The 22129-nt window shown below is 65.0% G+C and carries 20 protein-coding genes; 13 read left to right on the top strand and 7 right to left on the bottom strand.

The window, feature by feature from the left end; all coding sequences use genetic code 11:
• Positions 1-19: 19 nt before the first annotated feature.
• Together yihA and HD883_RS27095 are read right to left on the bottom strand one after the other, a co-directional pair.
• Positions 20-643 (bottom strand): ribosome biogenesis GTP-binding protein YihA/YsxC, encoded by a 624-nt coding sequence (gene yihA / locus HD883_RS27100; protein WP_179590902.1) that lies wholly within the window; start codon positions 641-643, stop codon positions 20-22.
• 50 nt (positions 644-693) lie between these two features.
• Positions 694-1218: a gamma carbonic anhydrase family protein gene (locus HD883_RS27095; RefSeq protein ID WP_179590904.1), complete on the bottom strand. Its 525-nt coding sequence runs from the start codon at positions 1216-1218 to the stop codon at positions 694-696.
• A gap of 471 nt (positions 1219-1689) precedes the next feature.
• On the opposite strand from HD883_RS27095, the gene HD883_RS27090 reads away from it, so the two are divergent.
• The 3 genes from HD883_RS27090 (at position 1690) to ccsB (ending at position 6083) form a co-directional block, all read left to right on the top strand.
• Entirely contained in the window at positions 1690-2382 is a 693-nt protein-coding gene (locus HD883_RS27090) for a c-type cytochrome (RefSeq protein ID WP_179590906.1), read from the top strand.
• 189 nt (positions 2383-2571) lie between these two features.
• Positions 2572-4755 (top strand): cytochrome c biogenesis protein ResB, encoded by a 2184-nt coding sequence (locus HD883_RS27085; RefSeq protein ID WP_373563496.1) that lies wholly within the window; start codon positions 2572-2574, stop codon positions 4753-4755.
• Positions 4755-6083: a c-type cytochrome biogenesis protein CcsB gene (gene ccsB / locus HD883_RS27080; protein WP_179590908.1), complete on the top strand. Its 1329-nt coding sequence runs from the start codon at positions 4755-4757 to the stop codon at positions 6081-6083. Before HD883_RS27085 ends, ccsB begins: the two co-directional genes overlap by 1 nt.
• A 114-nt stretch (positions 6084-6197) precedes the next feature.
• On the opposite strand, the gene HD883_RS27075 is transcribed toward ccsB, so the two are convergent.
• Positions 6198-6656, bottom strand: coding sequence for a winged helix-turn-helix transcriptional regulator (locus HD883_RS27075; RefSeq protein WP_179590910.1), 459 nt, complete (start codon positions 6654-6656; stop codon positions 6198-6200).
• 177 nt (positions 6657-6833) lie between these two features.
• Between HD883_RS27075 and HD883_RS27070 the strand changes: the two genes are divergently transcribed.
• The 3 genes from HD883_RS27070 (at position 6834) to HD883_RS27060 (ending at position 9640) form a co-directional block, all read left to right on the top strand.
• On the top strand, positions 6834-7682 hold the full coding sequence (locus HD883_RS27070; protein WP_179590912.1) for an SDR family oxidoreductase: 849 nt from the start codon (positions 6834-6836) through the stop codon (positions 7680-7682).
• Positions 7683-7937: 255 nt separating this feature from the next.
• Positions 7938-8906: a protein-methionine-sulfoxide reductase catalytic subunit MsrP gene (gene msrP, locus HD883_RS27065; RefSeq protein WP_179590914.1), complete on the top strand. Its 969-nt coding sequence runs from the start codon at positions 7938-7940 to the stop codon at positions 8904-8906.
• Positions 8907-8917: 11 nt separating this feature from the next.
• Positions 8918-9640 (top strand): sulfite oxidase heme-binding subunit YedZ, encoded by a 723-nt coding sequence (locus HD883_RS27060; RefSeq protein ID WP_179590916.1) that lies wholly within the window; start codon positions 8918-8920, stop codon positions 9638-9640.
• A 114-nt stretch (positions 9641-9754) separates the two neighbouring features.
• Here HD883_RS27060 and lysA read toward each other — a convergent pair whose 3' ends face one another.
• The gene (lysA, locus tag HD883_RS27055) at positions 9755-11062 is read right to left on the bottom strand and encodes a diaminopimelate decarboxylase (protein WP_179590918.1); all 1308 of its coding nucleotides are present in this window, start codon (positions 11060-11062) and stop codon (positions 9755-9757) included.
• Between the two features lie 7 nt (positions 11063-11069).
• Positions 11070-11390 (bottom strand): LPS translocon maturation chaperone LptM, encoded by a 321-nt coding sequence (gene lptM / locus HD883_RS27050; RefSeq protein ID WP_179590920.1) that lies wholly within the window; start codon positions 11388-11390, stop codon positions 11070-11072.
• A 19-nt stretch (positions 11391-11409) separates the two neighbouring features.
• Here lptM and cyaY point away from each other — a divergent pair, with 19 nt between their 5' ends.
• Complete coding sequence (gene cyaY, locus HD883_RS27045) at positions 11410-11745, top strand: iron donor protein CyaY (protein ID WP_179590922.1); 336 nt, start codon at positions 11410-11412, stop codon at positions 11743-11745.
• Positions 11746-11846: 101 nt separating this feature from the next.
• On the opposite strand, the gene HD883_RS27040 is transcribed toward cyaY, so the two are convergent.
• Positions 11847-14207 carry a penicillin-binding protein 1A gene (locus HD883_RS27040; RefSeq protein ID WP_179590924.1) on the bottom strand — a complete coding sequence of 787 codons (2361 nt, stop codon included), beginning with the start codon at positions 14205-14207 and terminating at the stop codon, positions 11847-11849.
• A 402-nt stretch (positions 14208-14609) separates the two neighbouring features.
• Here HD883_RS27040 and HD883_RS27035 point away from each other — a divergent pair, with 402 nt between their 5' ends.
• The 3 genes from HD883_RS27035 to HD883_RS27025 all read left to right on the top strand — a co-directional run bounded on the left by HD883_RS27035 (position 14610) and on the right by HD883_RS27025 (position 17743).
• Entirely contained in the window at positions 14610-15143 is a 534-nt protein-coding gene (locus tag HD883_RS27035; RefSeq protein WP_179591015.1) for a shikimate kinase, read from the top strand.
• The gene (aroB, locus tag HD883_RS27030; RefSeq protein ID WP_179590926.1) at positions 15140-16249 is read left to right on the top strand and encodes a 3-dehydroquinate synthase; all 1110 of its coding nucleotides are present in this window, start codon (positions 15140-15142) and stop codon (positions 16247-16249) included. The genes HD883_RS27035 and aroB overlap by 4 nt, the downstream gene beginning before the upstream one ends.
• A gap of 324 nt (positions 16250-16573) precedes the next feature.
• Positions 16574-17743 carry a deoxyguanosinetriphosphate triphosphohydrolase gene (locus tag HD883_RS27025; RefSeq protein WP_179590928.1) on the top strand — a complete coding sequence of 390 codons (1170 nt, stop codon included), beginning with the start codon at positions 16574-16576 and terminating at the stop codon, positions 17741-17743.
• A 111-nt stretch (positions 17744-17854) separates the two neighbouring features.
• Here the strand turns inward: HD883_RS27025 and HD883_RS27020 are convergent, their stop codons facing one another.
• Positions 17855-18838, bottom strand: a complete 984-nt coding sequence (locus HD883_RS27020; RefSeq protein ID WP_179590930.1) for a LysR family transcriptional regulator — start codon at positions 18836-18838, stop codon at positions 17855-17857.
• A gap of 476 nt (positions 18839-19314) precedes the next feature.
• On the opposite strand from HD883_RS27020, the gene HD883_RS27015 reads away from it, so the two are divergent.
• The 3 genes from HD883_RS27015 (at position 19315) to HD883_RS27005 (ending at position 22104) form a co-directional block, all read left to right on the top strand.
• Entirely contained in the window at positions 19315-20100 is a 786-nt protein-coding gene (locus tag HD883_RS27015; RefSeq protein ID WP_179590932.1) for a cysteine hydrolase family protein, read from the top strand.
• Positions 20101-20194: 94 nt separating this feature from the next.
• Positions 20195-21238 (top strand): ABC transporter substrate-binding protein, encoded by a 1044-nt coding sequence (locus HD883_RS27010; protein ID WP_179590934.1) that lies wholly within the window; start codon positions 20195-20197, stop codon positions 21236-21238.
• A gap of 74 nt (positions 21239-21312) precedes the next feature.
• A complete protein-coding gene (locus tag HD883_RS27005; protein WP_179590936.1) occupies positions 21313-22104 on the top strand; it encodes an SDR family NAD(P)-dependent oxidoreductase in 792 nt (263 codons plus the stop codon).
• Positions 22105-22129 lie beyond the last annotated feature (25 nt).

Genomic DNA, 22129 nt, shown 5'->3' with positions numbered 1-22129 from the left:
TCAAGGGGCGCAGCGGGGGTCAGGCGGCGACCTGCGGCGAGATCCAGTTCTCGATGTGCGTGGTCGCGTCTTCCAGCCCGATACGATGAGTCGAAGAGAAGGGCACGGTGTGCAGCATGCCGATGGCTGCCAGTTCCTGCTTGACCGCAAACTGCATCTTGATGCGCTGGCCATAGGCGAACTTGTCGGCCTTGGTCAGCAGCGCCAGGACCGGCTTGCCCGAGGGGGCGATCCATTCGATCAGATTGCGATCCAGGTCGGTCACGCCGCGGCGGATGTCCACCAGCAGCACGATGCCGACCAGGGACGGCCGGTCGCGCAGGTAACCGCCCAGCACGTGGGCCCAGGCCGACCGGTCTTCACGCGCGACGGACGCGTAGCCGTAGCCGGGCAGGTCGACCAGGTAGCCGATGTCCCGTTCGGGCTCGAGCTTGTCGGGCATGCCGAACATGTTGATCAGCCGCGTGCGGCCGGGCGTCTTGCTGGAAAACGCGAGGCGGCGTTGCTGGGTCAGGACGTTGATGGCCGACGACTTGCCCGAGTTGGAGCGCCCGACAAAGCAGACCTCGGGGGCGCTGGGCGGCGGCAGTTGATCCAGCCGGGCAGCGGAGGTCGTGAAGTGGGCGCGATGAAGGATGGACACAGTAGGGGGCAGAAAGCGCCGAAGGACTAGGACCCCCATTGTAAAGCCTGTCACCCCACGCGTTTCAGCGTCTTCTTAAAGGTTTCCTGGCGCGTGACATAACTCTGCACGCCCGTGCGGATCTTTGCGATGTCTTCATCGCTCAGTTCCCGCACCACCTTGGCGGGCGCGCCCAGGATCAGCGACCGGTCGGGAAAGGTCTTGCCTTCGGTCACGATGGCGCCGGCGCCGACCAGACAGTCCTTGCCGATCACCGCGCGGTTCAGGATCACGGCCTGGATGCCCACCAGCGAACCGTCGCCGATGGTGCAGCCATGCAGCATGGCCTGGTGGCCCACGGTCACGAAGTCGCCGATGGTCAATTCCAGGCCGGGGTCGGTATGCAGCACCGCACCTTCCTGCACGTTGCTGGAGTTGCCGATGCGGATCGTGTCGTTGTCGGCACGCAGCACGGCGCCCGGCCAGATGCTGGCGTGTTCGCCCAGCACCACCTTGCCGATCAGGACCGCTTCATCGGCGACATAGGCCGATTCGGGCACGGAAGGGGTGTTTTCCCCAAGCTGGTAGATCGCCATCGTTGTTGTTCCTTTATCGTGGTTCGATGATCTCTGTCCTGACTCCTTGCTATAATAAGAGGTTTCCTGAAGATTGAGCGCTGGCTGAAGATCTGGTCTTTGAAGACGAAGTCATGGCGCCGACTATCGGGAACGGGGAACGCAAAAGCATTGAGCAAGGCGAATAAAGGTTTGCGTGGGGGAAAGGATCAACCGGTCAGGAAGTCGGATCAGGGTTGAACACACCCCAGGCAACGGTTTACAAGAACGGATGTGAGACATCTGTGCCAACGACCGGATGCCAGACATCCGGCGGCAGCAGCAGCGCACTACAGGCAATCGACCGTCAATAGACAGTCGACAGACAGGCAATACCGGGCACGGAGTCGCTGCACGCCGGCGGCGGAGTGGCCCGGCAGTTCAGGAATCTGACTCGCGAGTATCGACTCGCGGGATTTTGGGTCGCGGGAATTTAGGTCGTCGAGGTTTTCCATGAAGCGTGTGCTGTCCCTGATGCTCATCACGAGCGGTCTGATGTTTGGTGCCACGGCCCTGTCGCCGTCCGTTGCCGCCGACGCGCCCGCCGCGGCGCCGGCCCGTCCCAAGATCGATCCGGCCAAGGGCGAACAGCTCTACGCGAACGGCGACGCCGCCCGCAACATCGTGGCCTGTGCGAGCTGTCACGGTCCGGGCGGCAACAGCGCCGGCGCGGCCAATCCCAAGCTGGCCGGGCAGCACCCCGATTACCTGTACAAGCAGCTGGTGAACTTCAAGGTCAAGGAAGGCGCCAAGACGCCCGAGCGGCCCAGCGCGGTCATGAACGCGATGGCGGCCCCCCTGACCGATGAAGACATGCGCAACGTGTCGGCCTACATCGGCGCCCAGACGCTCAAGCCGGCCACCGCCAAGAACAAGGACACGGTCGAACTGGGCCAGCGCATCTACCGCGGCGGCGTGGCGTCCAAGAACATTCCGGCCTGCGCGTCGTGCCACGCGGCCAACGGCGCCGGCATGCCCGCGCAGTATCCGCGCATCGCCGGCCAGTTCGCCGAATACACCGAAGCGCAACTGGTGGCGTTCCGCAGTGGCGCCCGTCACAACAACGTGGCCATGACCGGCGTGGCATCGCGCATGTCCGACGCCGAAATCAAGGCGGTGGCCGACTACATCGCCGGTCTGCGCTGATCCGGGCCGGAACTGCCGGGCGGACCCTCGGTCTTTGACAAGGGGCGGAGCGATCCGCCCCTTGTCACGCCAGGCCCGCCCATCCGCACGTCCCCCGGGCTTCGCCTGTTATCGTTCTAGCGCGGCGACCCTGCCGCAGCGGGCGATGTGTCCGCCCATCCGTGCCGCCACGGCAAGGTTTTCGATTCCATGAATGCTTCAACACCGGTCCAACGCACCACGGGAGCCGCCCGCTATCGGGACGACGTCGTGGAACTGCTGGGCTCCATGCGCTTCGCGGTCAGCCTGCTGTCCTTCATCTGTGTGGCCAGCGTGGTCGGCACCGTGCTGGTCCAGAACCAGCCGTCGAACAATTACGTGAACCAGTTCGGGCCCTTCTGGTACCAGGTGTTCGACACGTTCTCGCTCTATCACGTCTATAACGCGTGGTGGTTCCTGTTGATCATGGGCTTTCTGGTCGTATCGACCAGCCTGTGCCTGGTGCGCAATGCGCCCAAGATGATCAAGGAAATGCGCACGTATCGCGAACACATGCGCGAGTCCAGCTTCAATTCCTTCCATCACCGCGCCCATGTCGATGGCGCGGTGCCGGTCGATGAGGCGGTCGAAGCGTCGGCCGCGCTGCTCAAACGCCGCGGCTACAAGCTGCGCCTGCGCCAGGACGGCGATGCCACCCTGATCGCGGCCAAGACCGGCACGGGCAACCGGCTGGGCTATATCTTTGCGCACGCCGCCATCGTCATCATCTGTATTGGCGGGCTGCTGGACAGCGAAATGCCGGTGCGCCTGCAGGTGTGGCTGGGCAGCAAGGCGCCGCTGCACGACAACATGGCGATTGCCGACGTGCCGCCCAGCGGCCGCCTGAGCATCGACAATCCCAGCTTTCGCGCCAACGTGCTGATCCCCGAAGGCGGGCAAAGCCGCAATGCGATCGTGCTGGTGGGCGACGGGGCCATGGTGCAGCCGCTGCCGTTCACGATCGAACTCAAGAAATTCATTGTCGAGTACTACTCGACCGGCATGCCGCGCCTGTTCGCCAGCGAAGTCGAAGTCACCGATGGCGAAACCGGCGACAAATTTCCGGCCAAGATCGAGGTGAACGAGCCGCTGCGCTACAAGGGCGTGACGGTCTATCAGTCCAGTTTCGATGATGGCGGCAGTACGCTCAGCCTGGTCGGCCACGCGCTGCGCGGGGCGGACAACTATGCCTTCCCGGTCGAAGGCAAGGTCGGCGGAACGGCTTCGCTGGTGCCCGCCAGCGCACAGGGCGGTGGGGCCAACACCCAGGACCTGAAAGACCTGACCGTCGAATTCAGCGGCTTTCGTCCCATCAACGTCGAAAACTTTGCGTCGCAAGTCGGCACGCCGGCGCCGCAGGCCTTGCGCGAGCATGTCGCGTCGGTGGCGGGCAGCGCGGCCAAGGTCGGGCACGACAAGGACTTTCGCAACGTCGGCCCCAGCGTGCAATACAAGCTGCGCGACGCCAGCGGCCAGGCCTATGAGTTCAACAACTACATGCTGCCGGTGGATGTGGAAGGCACACCGGTGTTCCTGAACGGCATGCGGGCCAATCCCGAAGACGAATTCCGCTATGTGCGGATCCCGGCCGACGCCAAGTCCACCATGGCAGAATTCCTGGGCCTGCGCGCCGCACTGCAGGACCCGGCCGCCCGCGAACTGGCCGCCCGCCGGTTCGCCGACAGCAACCGCCTTGCCGCCGGCTCGGGCGGCGAAGCTCTGACGCAGCAACTGCGCGAATCCGCGCAGCGCGCGCTGGACACCTTTGCCACGGGCGGCTTGCAGGCCATTGCGCGCTTCCTGGAAGGCAACGTGCCGGCTGCGGAACAGCAACGCGCGGCGGATGTAGTGGTAAAACTGCTGGGCGGTGCGATGGCCGAACTGCGCAATGTGGCGCGTGAACGCCTGGGCCTGGCGCCCTTGCCCCGCACCGGTCCGGAAGTCGAGCAGGCGTCGGCCTGGACGCAGATGTCGGTTGCGGCGCTGTCGGACATGTTCCTGTATCCCGCGCCGGTGCTGCTCAGCCTGTCCAGCTTCAACCACGTGCAGGCCAGTGTGTTCCAGGTCAGCCGAACGCCGGGCAAGACGGCCGTTTACCTGGGCTGCCTGCTGCTGGTGCTGGGCGTGTTTTCAATGTTCTACATTCGCGAACGGCGGGTGTGGCTGTGGATCAAGCCGGCCCCGTCGGGCGGCGCGGGTTCGGATACGCGGATGGCGATGACCTCGCAACGCCGCACCCTCGATTTCAACCGGGAATATGACGTGCTCAAAGCGGATCTGGCCGACGTGCTGCAAGACAGGCAACCGGCCGGCAACCCGACCGTGCAAGGGCATGACACCAAAGGTGGTAGCTGATGGAACTGACTTCTTCCCGCGCGGCCAACGGCCCCCTGCGCAAGCCGCCGGTCGACGCCGGTTCGCGCCGCGTCGACTGGACGGACGCGGTCTTTGCGTTGCTGCTGGTGGCCGGCGCCGTGTTTGCGTACCGCCACACCGGCGGCATCATGAACTATTACGACAAGCTGATCCTGGGCGGCGGCGTGATCGTGCTGGCCTGGCTGGGCTGGTTGTGGCGGCCCCTGCGCTCGCTGATGATCGCCGTGACGATCAGCGGCGGCCTGGCGGTCATGGCCTATGGCGGTGACCTGGCGCGGGGCGATCAGGCCTTCTTCCTGAAATACCTGCTGTCCTCGCAATCGGCGATTTTGTGGATGTGCACGCTGTTTGTGCTGGCCACCGCCTGTTACTGGATCGGCCTGGTCGGCCGCAGCGCCACGGGCGCCTGGCTGGGCACCGCGCTCAGCTGGTCGGCCGTGTTTGCCGGCCTGACCGGCCTGCTGGTGCGCTGGCACGAAAGCTATCTGCTCAGCCCCGACATCGGCCACATTCCGGTCAGCAACCTGTACGAAGTGTTCGTGCTGTTCTCGCTGATCACGGCGCTGTTCTACCTGTACTACGAACAGAAATACGAAACCCGCAGCCTGGGTGGTTTTGTGCTGCTGGTGATCTCGTCGGCCGTGGCTTTCCTGCTCTGGTACACGTTTGATCGCGGCGCGCAGGAAATCCAGCCGCTGGTGCCCGCCCTGCAAAGCTGGTGGATGAAGCTGCATGTGCCTGCCAACTTCATTGGGTATGGCACGTTCTCGTTGGCGGCCATGGTGGCGTTCGCCTACCTGGTCAAGTCGCATGGGCAGACCACGTCGTGGGTCAAGCTGTCGCCACTGTTCCTGCTGGGGGTGCTGCTGGGCCTGGAACCGATGGTGTTTCGCCAGAGCGGCATGCCGGCGTACTGGATGGTCTATGCCGCGGTGGTGGCGCTGATCGTGGGCGGCATCCTGCTGGGCCGCCGCCGGATTGCCGAACGGCTGCCCGCGCTCGAGATCCTTGACGACATCATGTACAAGGCCATTGCCGTCGGCTTTGCCTTCTTTACCGTGGCGACCATCCTGGGCGCGCTGTGGGCGGCCGACGCCTGGGGCGCCTACTGGCAGTGGGACCCCAAAGAAACGTGGGCGCTGATCGTCTGGCTCAATTACGCCGCCTGGCTCCATATGCGCATGATGAAAGGCCTGCGGGGCGACGGCGCCGCGTACTGGGCGCTGGTGGGTCTGTTGGTCACAGGCTTCGCGTTCCTGGGCGTGAACATGTTCCTGTCGGGCCTGCATTCGTACGGCGAGCTGTAAGGGCCGCCACCCTCTGTCCCGGACTGCGTCGGGCCAGAACGAAAAACCCCGCCTGGGCAGGCGGGGTTTTTTCGTTTCAGGCGTCGGACCAGACTGCGTTCCAGCGTTCCGGGGTCAAGCCGCCTTATCGGACGCGCCCGACGGCCGCCCGGCCTGACCGGCCTCCGCAATGTCCGGCATATGCGTTTCCAGCCAGTCCACCAGGTCGCGCACCTTTTCCGCCGCCTCGGCCCCCAGGGGCGTCAACGTGTACTCCACATGGGGCGGAACGGTATTAAACGACCGCCGATGCACCATCGCGTCGGCTTCCAGCCATTGCAGCGTCTGCGCCAGCATCCGTTCGTTGATCCCGCCTATCTTGCGCCGCAACTGGCTGAAGCGCTGCGTGCCCTGCAGCAGCGTGATCAGCACCAGCACGCCCCACCGGCTGGTCAGGTGCTGCAGCACCTGACGCGACGGGCACTCCGCCGCCATCACGTCGCCGCGTTGCATCTTGTCGGACAGCGACAGGGCAGGCGGGGCCGCCAGGCTGGCAGGCGTACTTTCCACGGGAAGTTGGGTCGACGACGTCATGACAGGCTTGATTCCAAGGACAAGGGGACCACAGCAAGGACAGGGGACCACAGCAGGGGCAGGGCACATTGCCGGCCACGCCATTCTACACTTACCTTTGCGTGCGTACTTACGAATCGTAAGTGAACGGCCTATAGTCGGGCCTCTAACCCAACCGACTTCAGCCAAGGACACATCATGACCATTGCCGTTACGGGCGCCACCGGCGAACTGGGCCGCCTTGTTATCGACCGACTCAAGCAACGCGTTCCGGCCAACGAGATCGTTGCCCTGGTGCGCGACGTGCATCGCGCAGGCACCCTGGGTGTCGAAGCCCGGGCCGCCGACTACACCCAGCCCGACGCACTGGAAGCCGCGCTGGCCGGCGTCGACACCCTGTTGCTAATTTCCAGCAGCGAAATCGGGCAACGCGTCGCGCAGCACACCAACGTGATCAACGCCGCAAAAAAGGCCGGTGTGCGCCGCGTCGTCTACACCAGCCTGCTGCACGCCGACACGTCCACACTCAGCCTGGCCCCGGAACACGTCGACACCGAAAAAGCACTGCAGGCATCAGGCCTGACCCACACGATCCTGCGCAATGGCTGGTACACCGAGAACTACATGGGCGCGGTCGGGTCGGCGCTGGGGCTGGGCACGCTATACAGCAGCGCGGCCGACGGGCGCATTGCGTCGGCATCACGTGCGGACTACGCCGACGCGGCCGTGGCGGTGCTGACCGGGCAGGGTCATGAAGGCAAGACCTATGAACTGGCCGGTGACACCGCCTATACGCTGGCCGAACTGGCTGCGGAAATTTCGTCGCAGTCCGGCAAATCCATCGGCTACCAGAGCATTCCGGAAGCCGACTATGCCGCGGCCCTGACCAAGGCCGGCGTGCCCGAAGGCTTTGCCGCAGTCCTAGCGTCGTGGGACGTTGCCGCTTCCCAGGGCGCCCTGTTCGATGACAGCCGCGTGCTGTCGGCGTTGATCGGCCACCCGACCACGCCGCTCGCGCAGTCGGTGAAGGCGGCGCTGGCGACATAAGACGGCAAGATCCGCCGAGGAAGACGAGCTTCCGGGAAGGCAGGACCCTACCGGAAGGCAGGACCCGGCAAGCCGGCGGGCCTGGCAAGAAGGCGAGCCCGCCGGCGCCGCACGGCCCGGTGCCCCCCGCTGTCCCGTGTTTATAAAAAGTTGATACATGGCTGCGCGATGCCGCCCGACAATAGCTCCCATGCCTCAGGTACTCTGAGTCTTCACCTTGGGCGGGGAACGCCCCGTCCATCGCCAGGAGTTGCCATGTTGATACGTAGACCCGGGGACATTGCTCCCTCCGAGATCACCGCGCAGTCCGTCTACCAGGATCGCCGCCGTCTCATGCTGCAGGCCGGCGCCGCCGCCGCGGCCATGGGCCTGGCCGGCTGGACCAATCGCCAGGCTTTTGCCCAGACCACCACGGGTGAAAAGCTGGTCGCGACCCGCAATCCGCAATTCGTCGTGATGGACAAGCTGACCCCGGTCAAGGACGTCACGACCTACAACAACTTCTACGAATTCGGCACCGACAAGGGCGATCCGGCCGATAACGCCGGCCGCTTCAAGACCAAGCCCTGGACGGTCGCGATCGAAGGCGAGGTCAAGAAGCCCATGACCATCGGCCTGGACGATCTGCGCAAGATGGCGCCGATGGAAGAACGGGTGTATCGCCTGCGCTGTGTCGAAGGCTGGTCCATGGTGATTCCGTGGGTGGGCTTTTCGCTGAGCGAACTGATCAAGCGGGTCGAGCCGACCGGCAACGCCAAGTTCGTGGAATTCGTCACGGCGACGCAGCCCGAAACCATGCCCGGCCTGCGTTCGCGCGTGCTGGAATGGCCCTATGTCGAAGCCTTGCGGATGGATGAAGCCATGCATCCGCTCGCCTTGCTCACCTTTGGCGTGTATGGCGAAACGCTGCCCAACCAGAACGGCGCGCCGGTGCGTATCGTGGCGCCCTGGAAGTACGGCTTCAAGTCCGGCAAGTCGCTGGTCAAGATCCGGTTCGTTGAAAAGCAGCCGGTCACGAGCTGGATCAAGGCGGCGTCGTCCGAATACGGTTTCTACGCCAACGTGAACCCCGACGTGCCGCATCCGCGCTGGAGCCAGGCCACCGAACGCCGAATTGGTGAAGACGGCCTGTTTTCGCCCAAGCGCAAGACGCTGCCGTTCAATGGCTACGCCGATCAGGTCGCATCGCTGTACGCCGGCATGGACCTGAAGAAGAACTACTGAGCGCCGACGCCATGCCGCCCGTCTCGCCATCCCCCGCAGCGTCGTCTGCAGCCACCGCCGCCGCGGCAGCACCCGCCACCGCGCGCCGCGGGGCGGCTGCCGCAGGCGCCCCCCGCACGGCCGCCACGCCCAAGGTCTTCGGCATCCCGCTGCGGACCTTCAAGATCCTGCTGTTCATCGCGTTCCTGTACCCCTTGGCGCGATGGGTCTACCTGGGCGTGACCAACGATCTGACGGCCAATCCGGTGGAATTCCTGACCCGGTCGTCGGGCACCTGGACGCTGGTGACCTTGCTGATCACCCTGTTGATCTCGCCGCTGCGCAGCTGGATCAAGCAGCCCATGCTGCTGCAGGTGCGGCGCATGTGCGGGCTGTTCGCGTTCTTTTACGTGTGCCTGCACCTGACCACCTATGTATGGTGGGACCAGTGGTTCAACGTGATCGCGATCGTGCAGGACGTGATCAAGCGCCCGTTCATTACGGTGGGTTTTGCGGCGTTTCTGTTGCTGATCCCGCTGGCGGTCACGTCGACCAAGGGATGGATGCGCCGGCTGGGGCGCAAGTGGCAGACCCTGCACAAGCTGATCTACCTGATCGTCACGCTGGGGCTGCTGCACTACTGGTGGCAGAAAGCCGGCAAGAACGACTTTGCCACGGTGGGCATCTACACCGCGGTGTTTGCGGTGCTGATGGCCTGGCGCGTGCAGCGGTGGTGGAAAGGGCGCAAGCGGTAGCAGACCGGAGCCTGGGACTTGCGGGGCCCCGCGCCGATGCGTGGACTCCACGCGGACCCTGCCAGATCGACCTTCGCGGCGCCTTCCCGGGCGCCGCGATGCCGTCCGGGGTCCTTACCCCAGCGTCGATTCCAGCGCCAGCAGCTGCGCCACGGTTTCCCGCGACCGCACCACGTGGAAGTTGGCGCCATCCACCATCACTTCGGCGGCGCGCGGGCGCGTGTTGTAGTTGCTGGCCATCACCATGCCATAGGCGCCAGCCGACTCGAACGCCAGCAGGTCGCCTTCGGCCACGGCCAGGTCGCGGTTGCGGGCCAGCCAGTCGCCGCTTTCGCAGATCGGGCCGACCACGTCGTAATTGCGCGTGACCACGTCGGTCCGCGGCACAACGGGCAGCACGCCGTGATACGCGTCGTACAGGGTCGGGCGCACCAGGTCGTTCATGGCCGCGTCCACGATCAGGAACAGCTTGGAATCCGTGTGCTTGAGGTATTCCACGCGCGTCACCAGAATGCCCGCGTTGCCGGCCAGCGACCGGCCCGGTTCCAGCACGATCTGGCGGTCGCCGTAGCCGCGCGCCAGCAGGCGTTCGAACACGGCGTTCAGCAGGGTCGTGGGGGACAGCAGGGTCTCGTCCGAATACCGGATGCCCAGGCCACCGCCCAGGTCCAGGTGGTCGATGTGGATGTCATGCGCGGCCAGCAGGTCCAGCAGGTCCAGCAGCTTGTCGAGGGCGTCCAGGAAAGGTGACGCTTCGGTGATCTGCGACCCGATATGGCAATCCAGCCCTACCACCTTGATGCCCGGCAGGCTGGCGGCATTGCGGTAGGCGTCCAGCGCCTGCTCGATGGCAATGCCGAACTTGTTTTCTTTCAGCCCGGTGGAAATGTACGGATGGGTCTTGGGGTCCACGTCGGGATTCACCCGCAGCGACACCGGCGCGCGTTTGCCCATCGATGCGGCCACGGCCGACAGCCGGTGCAGTTCGGGAATCGACTCGACGTTGAAGCACTTGACGCCGACTTCCAGCGCCAGGCGCATTTCCGACGCCTGCTTGCCCACCCCCGAAAACACGACCTTGGACGGGTCGCCGCCCACCGCCAGCACGCGTTGCAGTTCGCCAGCCGACACGATATCGAAGCCCGCGCCCATCTTTGCGAATTCGCGCAGCACGGCCAGGTTCGAATTGGCCTTCATGCCGTAGCAGACCAGCACGTCGTGGCTGCCGATCGCATCGCGATAGGCACCGTAGGCGGCATGCAGCGCCGCGCGCGAGTAGATGTACAGCGGCGTGCCCAGGCGTTCCGCCAGGTCGGCCACCGACACGCTTTCGGCGTGCAGCACGCCGTCGCGGTAGGCGAAATAGGGGCTGCCGACAGGGGTCGCTTGCGCGCCCGCGGCAGGGACTCGGGTATCGGTCATGGCGGAATCAGGGCAGGGTAGGGAAGGTGGCGCGGTTCTGCGACGTGGTGCGGGTCGCGGTCGACGAGCTCGGATAGGTGGCGGACGTGGTCGGCGGAATGGGCTTGCCGGCGTCATCGGGAATGAACAGCGGGCCTTTCTGGCCGCAGGCGGCCAGCACGGTCAGCCCCGCAACGACCACGCCCCGGACCAGCCAGCGCGCGGCCGGAGCAGCACGGGTGGCGTCAGGGGTATTGGGGGCCAGGCGCGCGGCGCTGGCTACAATGCGTGCATCTGCTAACCCAAAGGATGGCTGGCATGCGGCGCGCGCGGTGCGTGATGGTGTCATGTCGGGCATAGGTGAAATTATGAACGAAAGCGAGTTTGTTGCCGCAGCCGAGGCGATCATCGGATCGATCGAAGCCCAGGCCGATGTGTGGTTCGATGAATTGGACGTCGATCTGGAATGCGAGCGCAGCGGCAATGTGCTTACGCTCACGTTCCAGGACCGGTCCCAGGTCGTAGTGAACAGCCAGGCGCCCATGAAGGAAATGTGGGTGGCGGGCCGCAGCGGCGGCTTCCACTACCGCCATCAGGAAAACGGCCAGTGGATCGATACGCGGTCGGGCGAAGAACTGGGCGCCGCCCTCAGCCGCATCTGTTCGGAGCAATCCGGCCGGATCCTGGTGGTGGCCATTCCCTGATGCACATTGGCCCCCTGCGCAATGCAGGGGGCCAAGTGTTATTCATTCAGGCGTTCAGGCGTTCAGAAGACATAGTACGGCAGCTTTCGCCGTACCCGCCGTCAGGGCAGGTAGTCGGGCTGCGTTGCACTCCTGGGCGCGTTCGACGGGCTGCCATTGCCGCCAATCAGATTGCCCAGTCCGTCGATCAGGCGCGACATCGGATCTTCTTCCTTCGGCGCCGCGACACCCACCGTCGCCACCGCCTGTCCGGGCGGAAATTCCGACAGATAGTAGTCGCCGTTGGCGGTGATGATGCCCGGCGGCATGACCTGTTCCTGCTGCGGCACGCCCTTCAACGCCTTCTGCATGTACGCCAGCCAGATCGGCATGGCCGCGCCGCCGCCGGTTTCGCGCACACCCAGCGACTTGGGCTGGTCATAGCCCAGCCAGGCAATGCCCACCAGTTGCGGCGTGTAGCCCGCGAACCAGCCGTCCACCGAATTGTTGGTCGTGCCGGTCTTGCCGCCCACGTCAGTACGCTTGAGCGCCAACGCCGCACGGGCCGTGCCGGTGCGCACCACGTCGCGCAGCATGGTGTCGGTGATATAGGCGGTGCGGGCGTCGATCGCGCGTACCGATTCGTCACCCGCCTTGGCCGGACGGGCCTGCATCAGCACGCGTCCGCTGCCGTCGGTCACTTTGTCGATCAGGAACGGCGTGACACGGTAACCCCCGTTGGCAAACACCGAGTAAGCGCCTGCCATCTGCAAGGGCGTGACCGCACCTGCACCTAGCGCCATCGTCAGGTAGGCCGGGTGGCGCGCCGCCTCAAAACCGAAGCGCGTGATGTAGTCCTGCGCGTACTGCGGGCCGATGGTCTGCAGGATCCGGATCGACACCAGGTTCTTGGACTTGGCCAGGCCTTGGCGCATGGTCATCGGGGCTTCGTTCTTGCCATCGTAGTTCTTGGGTTCCCAGCGCTGCGAACCCGTGGCCGCCGCTTCCAGCACGAACGGCGCGTCGGAAATGATGGTCGATGGCGTCAGCCCGCGTTCCAGCGACGCTGCGTAGATGAAGGGCTTGAAGCTCGATCCCGGCTGGCGCCAGGCCTGCGTGACCCGGTTGAACTTGCCGCGCTGGAAGTCGAAGCCGCCCACCATGGCGCGGATCGCGCCGTCGCGCGGGTCGGTCGACACAAACGCGCCTTGCACGGCCGGTGACTGCAGGATTTCCCATTCGCCGCCGGTCTTCATGATCCGCACGATCGCGCCGCGGCGCACGCGCTGTGTGGGCTGGGCCTTGGCGTTCAGGCCCGATGCGGCAAAGCGCAGGCCCTTGCCGGTGATTTCGATGATTTCGCCCGCGCTGCGCGCCACGCGCACCTTGTTGGCATCGGCCGACAGCACCACCGCGGCCAGCAGGTCGTCGTTGTCCGGATGGTCGGTCAGCGCGTCGTCCACCGCTTCGTTCAGCTTTTCGGCGTCACGGTCCACGCCATCAGGCAGTTCCACGAACGCTTCCGGGCCGCGATAGCCGTGGCGGCGTTCGTAGTCCATCACGCCGTCACGCAGCGCTTCATAGGCCGCGTCCTGCTGCGCCTTGTTCACCGTCGTGTACACGTTCAGACCGCGGGTGTACGTGTCTTCCTTGTAGATGTCATAGACCAGCTGGCGCGCCAGTTCGGCCACATATTCGGCACGCACCGCGAATTCGCCGCCCAGCGGCTTGATCTTCATCTTGTCGTCCAGCGCGGCGCGGTATTCCGGGTCGGTCAGGTAGCCCAGCTCGTGCATGCGGCGCAGCACATATTGCTGGCGCAGCGTGGCGCGCGTGGGGTTGACGACCGGGTTGTAGCGCGACGGCGCCTTGGGAATGCCGGCCAGCATGGCCGCTTCCGATGCCGTCAGTTCCGCGACCGGCTTGCCAAAATAGATCCGGGCCGCCGACGCAAAACCGTAGGCGCGCTGGCCCAGGTAGATCTGGTTGATGTACAGCTCCAGGATCTGGTCCTTGGTCAGGTTGGCTTCAATCTTGAAGGTCAGCAGGATTTCGTACAGCTTGCGGGTGTAGGTCTTTTCGGACGACAGATAGAAGTTGCGGGCCACCTGCATCGTGATCGTGCTGGCGCCCTGGCTTTTCTGCAGGTTGATGGCGTTGGTGAAGGCGGCGCGCAGTACGCCGGTCCAGTCGATACCGCCATGCTGGTAGAAGCCGTCGTCTTCGGCCGACAGAATGGCCGACTTGAGCACGTCCGGCACATCGCGGATCCGGACCACATTGCGGCGTTCTTCGCCAAATTCGCCGATCAGCACATTGTCGGCGGTATAGACGCGCAACGGCACTTTCGGGTGGTAGTCGGTAAGTGCGTCCAGGTCCGGCAGATTCGGATAGGCGAGCGCCAGCGCCAGCCCGACCAATAGGGCGACGCAGACGGCCAATCCGGCAAGGACGCCGGCAACCTTGAGCAAAATTCGGGTCATGAGGGGGACAACTTGAGGGGCAAAGACCAACCCATTATAGGAACATAGCGCGGCGAAGGCGGATAGACCATCCGGCGCAAGCCGTGTTCCTGTAACAAGGTGCACATGACGGATGGTCAATGCCGGGCGCATGCCGAACCCGCGGCGGGCGTGGATTGGACTCGCGACAAGGCGGAGAGGGGCGCGCGATCAGCCGCGATCAGGCTGCGATCGGGCCCATTACCTAGGGGATTGCCCCCGGATTTTGCCGCGACGGTCGTCCTTGCGGGATAATGGGGCCGTATCCAACCCGACGGCGTCCGAGCCGCCCTTGCCGTGATTGCCGCTACGTTTGCTTCCTGTTCCGTCGAGATCGTCCGTGTCGACGCCGACGTCTTCATCCCGCCGCTGTTCCTGGTCGGGATGATGGGCGCCGGCAAGACCACGATCGGCCGCGGCCTGGCCCGCGCCATGGGCCGGGAATTCGTCGACATCGATCAGGTGATCGAAACCCGCTGCGGCGTACGTATCCCCACCATATTCGAACTGGAAGGCGAAGCCGGCTTTCGCGCCCGCGAAGCGCATGTGCTGGACGAATACAGCCGCAAGTCGGGCGTGGTGCTGGCGACCGGGGGCGGCGTGGTCATGGCCGAACCCAACCGCCGCATCCTGGCCGAACGCGGCCGCGTGCTGTACCTGCGGGCCCGCGCCGAAGAGCTGTACCAGCGCACCCGCTACGACCGCAACCGTCCGCTGCTGCGCACCGCCGACCCCCTGGCAAAGATCACCGAACTGCTGGTCGCGCGCGAACCGCTGTATGAAGAGATCGCCGACCTGGTCGTAGATACCGGTAGGATGTCCGTGACCCGCCTGGTCCACCGCATCCTGCCCTTGCTGCTAAGCTGCGACAAGCCGATTACGCCGGTTTCCGACTTGCCGCCCCTGGAGTGTTTATGAAAGAAGTCCGTGTCGATACGCCGGGCGGACGCTATCCGATCCGCATCGCTCCCGGCCGTCTTGACCACCTTGCCGACGCCGTGCCGGCCGACGCCACCACCCTGGTCCTGGTCACCAACCCGACCGTGGCCGCGCTGTATGCCGACCGGGCCGAAGCCGCGCTCGCCAAGTCCGGCAAGAAGGTGTTGCGCATCGAATTGCCCGACGGTGAAGCCTACAAGGATTGGCAGACCCTGAACCTGATCTTCGACGGCATGCTGGCGCAGCATTGCGACCGCCGTGCGGTGATCGTGGCCCTGGGCGGCGGTGTGATCGGCGACATTGCTGGCTTCGCGGCGGCCGTGTACATGCGCGGCATCCGCTTCATCCAGGTACCTACCACGCTGCTGTCGCAGGTCGACTCGTCGGTCGGCGGCAAGACGGCGGTGAACCACCCGATCGGCAAGAACATGATCGGCGCCTTCTACCAGCCGCTGGCGGTCGAGATCGACACCGACGTGCTCAATACGCTGGCGCCGCGTGAAGTGTCGGCTGGCCTGGCCGAAGTCATCAAATACGGCGCGATCCTCGATGCCGACTTCTTTGCCTGGTGCGAAGACAACGTGGTGGCCCTGCGTGCGCTGGAACCGGCTGCCGTGGCGCACGCCATTGCACGGTCCTGCGAACTGAAAGCCTTTGTGGTGTCGCAGGACGAACGCGAAACCGGCCTGCGCGCCATCCTGAATTTCGGCCACACCTTTGCGCACGCGATCGAGGCCGGCCTGGGCTTCGGCACCTGGCTGCACGGCGAAGCCGTCGGCTGCGGCATGGTGCAGGCCGCCGAATTGTCGGTCACCGCCACGGGCCTGCCGCAACGCGAGGCCGACCGTATCCGCGCCCTGGTGCAGGCCATCGGCTGCCCGATCTACGGGCCCGACCTGGGCACCGCGCGGTGGCTGGACTACATGCAGGGCGACAAAAAGACCGAAGCCGGCCAGATCCGCTTCGTGCTGCTGCCGCGCATGGGCGAAGCGGTGCGCACCCCTGCGCCCGAAGACCAGGTCCGCCAGGCGCTGGAATTGACGGTGGCGAAAACGGCGGGGGCACAAGCGACCGTGGTCGCATAGGCGGGGCTGCGGGGCCGGCGCTTGTTGGCCGCCAGCCTGGGCATGGCTTCTGCGCCACCAGGTTTGCGCCACGCCTCTGCGTCACCGCTTCTGCGCCACCACTTCTGCATCACCACCTCTGCGCTACCACCTCTACGTCACGCCTCCAGCACCCCGGCTTGTATCTTGCGCATTCGGCATCATCTGTACGGAAGCACCTGTTTTGCAGCATCCGTATTGCAGCAACTGTATTGCAGCAACTGCGCCGTACATCCTTAGCAGCATTCCCGCCCCCTGACGGCCTTGCATCACGCCTGGGGGGCATCGCAGGCCCCCGAGGACACCATGTCTGCCACTCCGCCGAATCCCGCGCTGTCCACCCCCACGATGCTTGCGCCCTACGCCGCGCATCCCGAGCAGTCCCGCGGCCGCCGGTATGCCGAAACGCCAGCCGAAGGGCGCACCGAATTCCAGCGCGACCGCGACCGCATCATCCATTCCAACGCGTTTCGCCGGCTTGAATACAAGACCCAGGTTTTCGTGAATCATGAGGGCGACCTGTTCCGCACCCGGCTCACGCACAGCCTGGAAGTCGCGCAGATCGCCCGGTCCATCGCCCGCAACCTGCGCCTGAACGAAGACCTGGTCGAAGCCATTTCGCTGGCGCACGACCTGGGCCACACCCCCTTCGGCCATGCAGGGCAGGACGTGCTGAACGCCTGCATGCGCGAATTTGCGCCCGAAGCTGGCGGCTTCGAACACAACCTGCAAAGCCTGCGCGTGGTGGACGAACTGGAAGAACGCTACGGCGACTTCGACGGCCTGAACCTGGTGTTCGAAACGCGCGAAGGCATCCTGAAGCATTGTTCATTGGAGCGCGCCAGGCGCCTGGGCGATGTAGGCGAACGTTTCCTGGCGCGCACCCAGCCGTCGCTGGAAGCGCAGCTGACCAACCTGGCCGATGAAGTCGCCTACAACAACCACGACATCGACGATGGCTTGCGCTCCGGATTGATCACGCTCGATCAGCTGCAGTCGGTGCGGATCTTTGCGCGCCACCGCGCCATGGTCGAGGCCCGCTACACCGGCCTGGCCGAACGCCGCATGATCACCGAGACCGTGCGCCGCATGATCAACACGCTGATCATCGACCTGACGCAGACCAGCGCCGCGCGAATTGCCGACGTGGCGCCGCAAACGATCGACGACGTGCGCCAGTCGCCGTCGCTGGTCGGCTTCAGCCCCGACGTGCGGACCGAGGCGGACGAGCTCAAGGTATTCCTGCGCGAACAGCTGTACATGCACTACAAGGTGCGGCGCACGACCAGCAAGGCCAAACGCATCGTGCGGGACCTGTTCACCGCCTTCTTTGACGAACCGCGCATGCTGCCGACGCAATACCAGGAACGGGTCGAGAAGGGCAAGGCGCGCGCGATCGCCGACTACATCGCGGGCATGACGGATCGGTATGCGATCCGGGAACACCGCAAGCTGTTCGAGGTGGGCGACGACTGAGCCGGGGCTGGGCGCAAATGCTGACAGCCTGGACGGGCGGTCAGATCATCGGACTACGGCCGGAGGGTGACTGCGCCAGGCAGTGCGGCCAGTCGCTGATCACCGGCCTGCTCAAGCCGCCTCGCTGCGATCCTGCGACCCGTCGCCGTCATCGCGGTCGGATTCTAGTCCGACAGGGCTTTCCATCTCGCTTCCGTTGCCATCCTGACGTCCATGTAGCGTCTGCCGGATGTGTTCCGCAAACGCGTGCGCAATGGTCGGCAGCTGGCGGTTGCGCAGGCTGGCCAGCACCAGTTTTCCACGCGGAAAATTCCGGTCCGCAATGTCCTTGACCACCACCGCACCGCCATCCGTCACGGCGCCAATGTCGATCTGGAACGAGATGGCGTTGTCGTAATACAGGCAGCCGCGCAGGAACTCGAACGAATTGCTTTCGATCAGCGGCCGCAGCGAAATTGATGACCGCATCATGAAGCGTTCCAGCATCTGCCGGCCGGCAATGTCCCGGTCGGGCAACACCACCGGATAGTCCGTGCAATCGCGCAGCCTTACCGTTTCCTGTCCCGCCAGCGGGTGGTCGCGGTGCATCACGGCCACCAGCTTCTGATCGAACTGCGCAATGGTTTCCACGTCCGCGTCGGGCGGCAGGTTGAACACCAGTCCCAGGTCCGTATCGAAATTGCGCAGCGACGTCAGCGCGTGGACGTGGTCGCCCACATCGACCTCGAAGGCGACCAGCGGATGCGTCTTGCGAAACGTGGCCACGGCCTGCGGCAGGTAGGCGGGCGCCAGTGCCTGGCTGATGACCAGCCGCACATTGCCGCGCCGCAGCCCCTTCAGTTCTTCGATCTGCGACCGCACGCCGTCCAGCTCGGCGTTGCGGCTGCGGATGTAGTCGACGAACAGCTCGCCCGCGGTGGTCAGCCGCATGCCGCGGGGCAGGCGTTCAAAAATCGCCGTGCCCAGTTCGTCCTCCAGGTCCTGGATCCGCCGGATGACGGCCGACGGCGCCACATGCAGCCGCTCGGCCGCTTGCCGGATCGACCCCACGCGGGCCACTTCGTCGACATAACGCAGAAAGCGCAGATGGTTCATTGGAAGGGTGTCCTTGTATCAGGGCCGTCCTGGCCGGTGAACTGACCGGGCAAGAACAGGGTGTTGGAGACGTCGCCGCCCCACAATGGTGCACCGATCTGGTGCGTTAGCACCCGACAGCCGTCCCGCCATCTCGCAGACCTGACATAACGCGCCGCGTGATCCTGCGGGCTAGCATCCGCCGGTGCCCGCCCAGCCAATCTGTATGCCAGCACCGCCCACCGCAAGACGCCCTGTTTACCGTGCTATCCGTCAACCGATGCCGTATCGGCAACAGAGTAACGCTAAAACGGCAATCAATTGAAGCGGTCAAACGGCAAAACGGGTACGGGCATTGCATTAGGTAGAGCCAGGGACGCTGCATGCCCGGTATCGGTGCCTGCCGCGCCAGCAGTCCACCTCCTGGACCGAATCAAGCATGGCTTGCTTGCCCGCGCCTCCGCTTCCACCCACGATTTCCCGATCCCGCCCTGTCCATGACATTTCCGACTTCCGACACCACTTTTGGCCCCGCCGCCGGCAACGTCTGGACGCGCCGTGGCGACGCCCTCAGCCTGGTGCGGCCGCCGCATGTGCCGCGTCCGGTGCAATTCGCCGCGGATGACCACCCGATCGAAATCGACGTGGCGGCCACGGCGCTGATCATCATCGACATGCAGAACGACTTCTGCCACCCCGACGGCTGGTTCGGCCAGAAGGGCATCGACGTGTCGCCCATGCGCCGTCCGATTCCCGCCATCGCCGCCTTGCTGGACGCCTGGCGCGCCGCGGCGGGCCGGGTGGTGTGGGTGAACTGGGGCATTCGCGCCGACCGCCTGAACCTGCCGCCCACGGTGCTGTTCAAGGGCAAGCGCACGGCTGACGGCGTGGGTTATGCCGAGACGTCGCCGCTGGACCATGGCCCAAGCGTGGTGCAGGGCAGCTGGGGCGCGCAGGTGGTGGAAGAACTGCCGGTGGCCGCCGGCGACATCACTGTCCACAAGCATCGCCTGAGCGGCTTCTGGGACAACGAGCTGGACAGCCTGCTGCGCCAGCAGGGCATCACCACCTTGCTGTACGCCGGCGTGAACACCGACCGCTGCGTGTTCTCGACCCTGCAGGACGCCGCCTTCATTGGCTACGACAACATTTTGCTGAGCGACGCGTGCAGCACCGCGTCGCCCGAGTACGTGACCCAGGCCATTCATTTCATCGTGCGCCAGCTGCATGGCTTCGTGGCGACGTCGACCGCACTGACCGGCGCACTGCGCGAGCAGGCCTGAGCCGGCAGCCGTCAACGCATCGCATCACGCAACACCGATCCCCGCTTTTTCCGCATTACCCCGCGTGTCCTCCGCCACCCCTCAGGAGCATTTCATGATTGCGAGTTTCAAGAAGTTTGCCGTGTCGGCCGCCGTTACCACGGCCCTGGGCCTGACCTTCGCCGTGCTGCCAACCGCAGCCAGCGCGCAGACCAAGATCAAGCTGACCTTGAACTGGAAATACGAGGGCCCGCAAGCCTGGTTCTTTCTGGCGCAGGACAAGGGTTACTTCAAGGCGGAAGGCCTGGACGTTGAAATCGACCAGGGCGAAGGCTCGGCCGCTGGCGTGCCCAAGGTGGCGGCCGGTACCTACACCGCGGCCTTTGGCGACATGAATGCGCTGATCGACTTTGCGGCCAAGCGCCCGGCCGATGCGCCCGTGGGCGTCTACACGCTGTACAACTCGGCCCCGTTCACGGTGGTCGTCAAGGCCAACAGCCCGATCAAGACGCCCAAGGATTTCGAAGGCAAGACGCTGGGCGGCCCGGCCAATGACGGCGCGCTCAAGCTCTTCCCGACCCTGGCGGGTTCCGCAGGCTTTGACCTGAGCAAGGTCAAGATCAGCAACATGGCGCCCAACCTGCGCGAACAGATGTTGATCCGCGACCAGGTGGACGGCGTGTTCGGCTACATCAACACGGTGTATTTCGCGGCCAAGGCCAGCGGCATGGATCCGGAAAAAGACCTGCGCTTCATCCGCTATGCCGACTACGGCCTGGACCTGTACTCCAACACCATCATGTTCTCGCGCAAGTTCACCAAAGAGAACCCCGAAGCCGTGAAGGGCTTCCTGCGCGCCTTGAACAAGGCGATCAAGGAAGTGGTGGCGAACCCCGACGAGGGCCTGGCCGCCGTGCTCAAGCGCGAACCGCTGCTCAAGCCCGAACTGGAAAAGGAAAAGCTGCTGGCCACGATCAAGCGCGACATGAGCCATCCGGAAGTCGCCAAAATCGGCCTGGGCGCCGTCGATGAAGCGCGCCTGAAGAAGTCGATCGATCTGGTGGTCAAAGCCAACCAATTGACGACGACGCCATCGACTGGCGACGTGTTCGACAGCAGCTTCCTGCCGGCCCGCGCGGACCGTCCGTCCAAGCTCTGACGCCCTGACCCCGATCGGCGCCTGATTGCGCAAGGCGCGGGCGCCGACTCATCACGCAACACGCGAGAAAGATTATGGATTTGCAGTTGAAAGACAAGGTGGTGGTCATTACCGGTCCGGCCAAGGGCATGGGCCGCGCGATCACCCTGGCGTTCGCCAAGGAAGGCTGCGCGCTGGTGCTGACCGGCCGTGACGTGGCCGCGATCGAACCCGTGGCCGCCGAAGCGCGCGACCTGGGCGTCAAGGTGCTGGTCGTTCCGTGCGACCTGACCGACGACACGCAGACCGAAGCGCTGGGCCGCGCCGCCGAAGAAGCGTTCGGCCGCGTCGACGTGCTGGTGAATGTGGCCGGCGGATCGGGCCCGATCGGCAAGACGGGCTGGGAAACCACCGCCGCGGAATTCGACGAAATCGTCCGCCTGAACATGTCCGGCTGCTTCAACACCATGCACGCCGTGCTGCCCGGCATGATCGCGCGCCGCTACGGCAAGATCGTGAACGTGGGCGGCACCTTCGGCATGCGTGGCCGCGCCGGCCGCATGGCGTATTCGGCATCCAAGTGGGGCCTGCGCGGCATCACCAAAAGCTTCGCGCTGGAAGCCGGTCCGCACAACATCAACGTCAACAATGTCGCCCCGGGCATGGTCGATGGCCCCCGGTTCCGCGAAAAGGTGTGCGCCGATATGGCCAAGCGCCTGAACATCACGCTGGAAGAAGCCATGACCAAACACGCGATGGACTACGCGCTGCGCCGCGTGACGGTCGACGACGACGTCGCCAATGCCTGCCTGTTCCTGGCCAGCGATGCGTCGCGCCAGATCACGGGCGCGGATCTGCCGGTCGACGGCGGATGGGCATCTCTCTAAGCATTTTCTTCAGTACCCGGTACGG

Origin of the sequence: Pigmentiphaga litoralis (assembly GCF_013408655.1) — a bacterium.
Lineage (GTDB): Bacteria > Pseudomonadota > Gammaproteobacteria > Burkholderiales > Burkholderiaceae_B > Pigmentiphaga > Pigmentiphaga litoralis_A.
The sequence above is the reverse complement of the archived record's forward strand: the minus strand, read 5'-3'. Positions and strand labels throughout refer to the sequence as shown.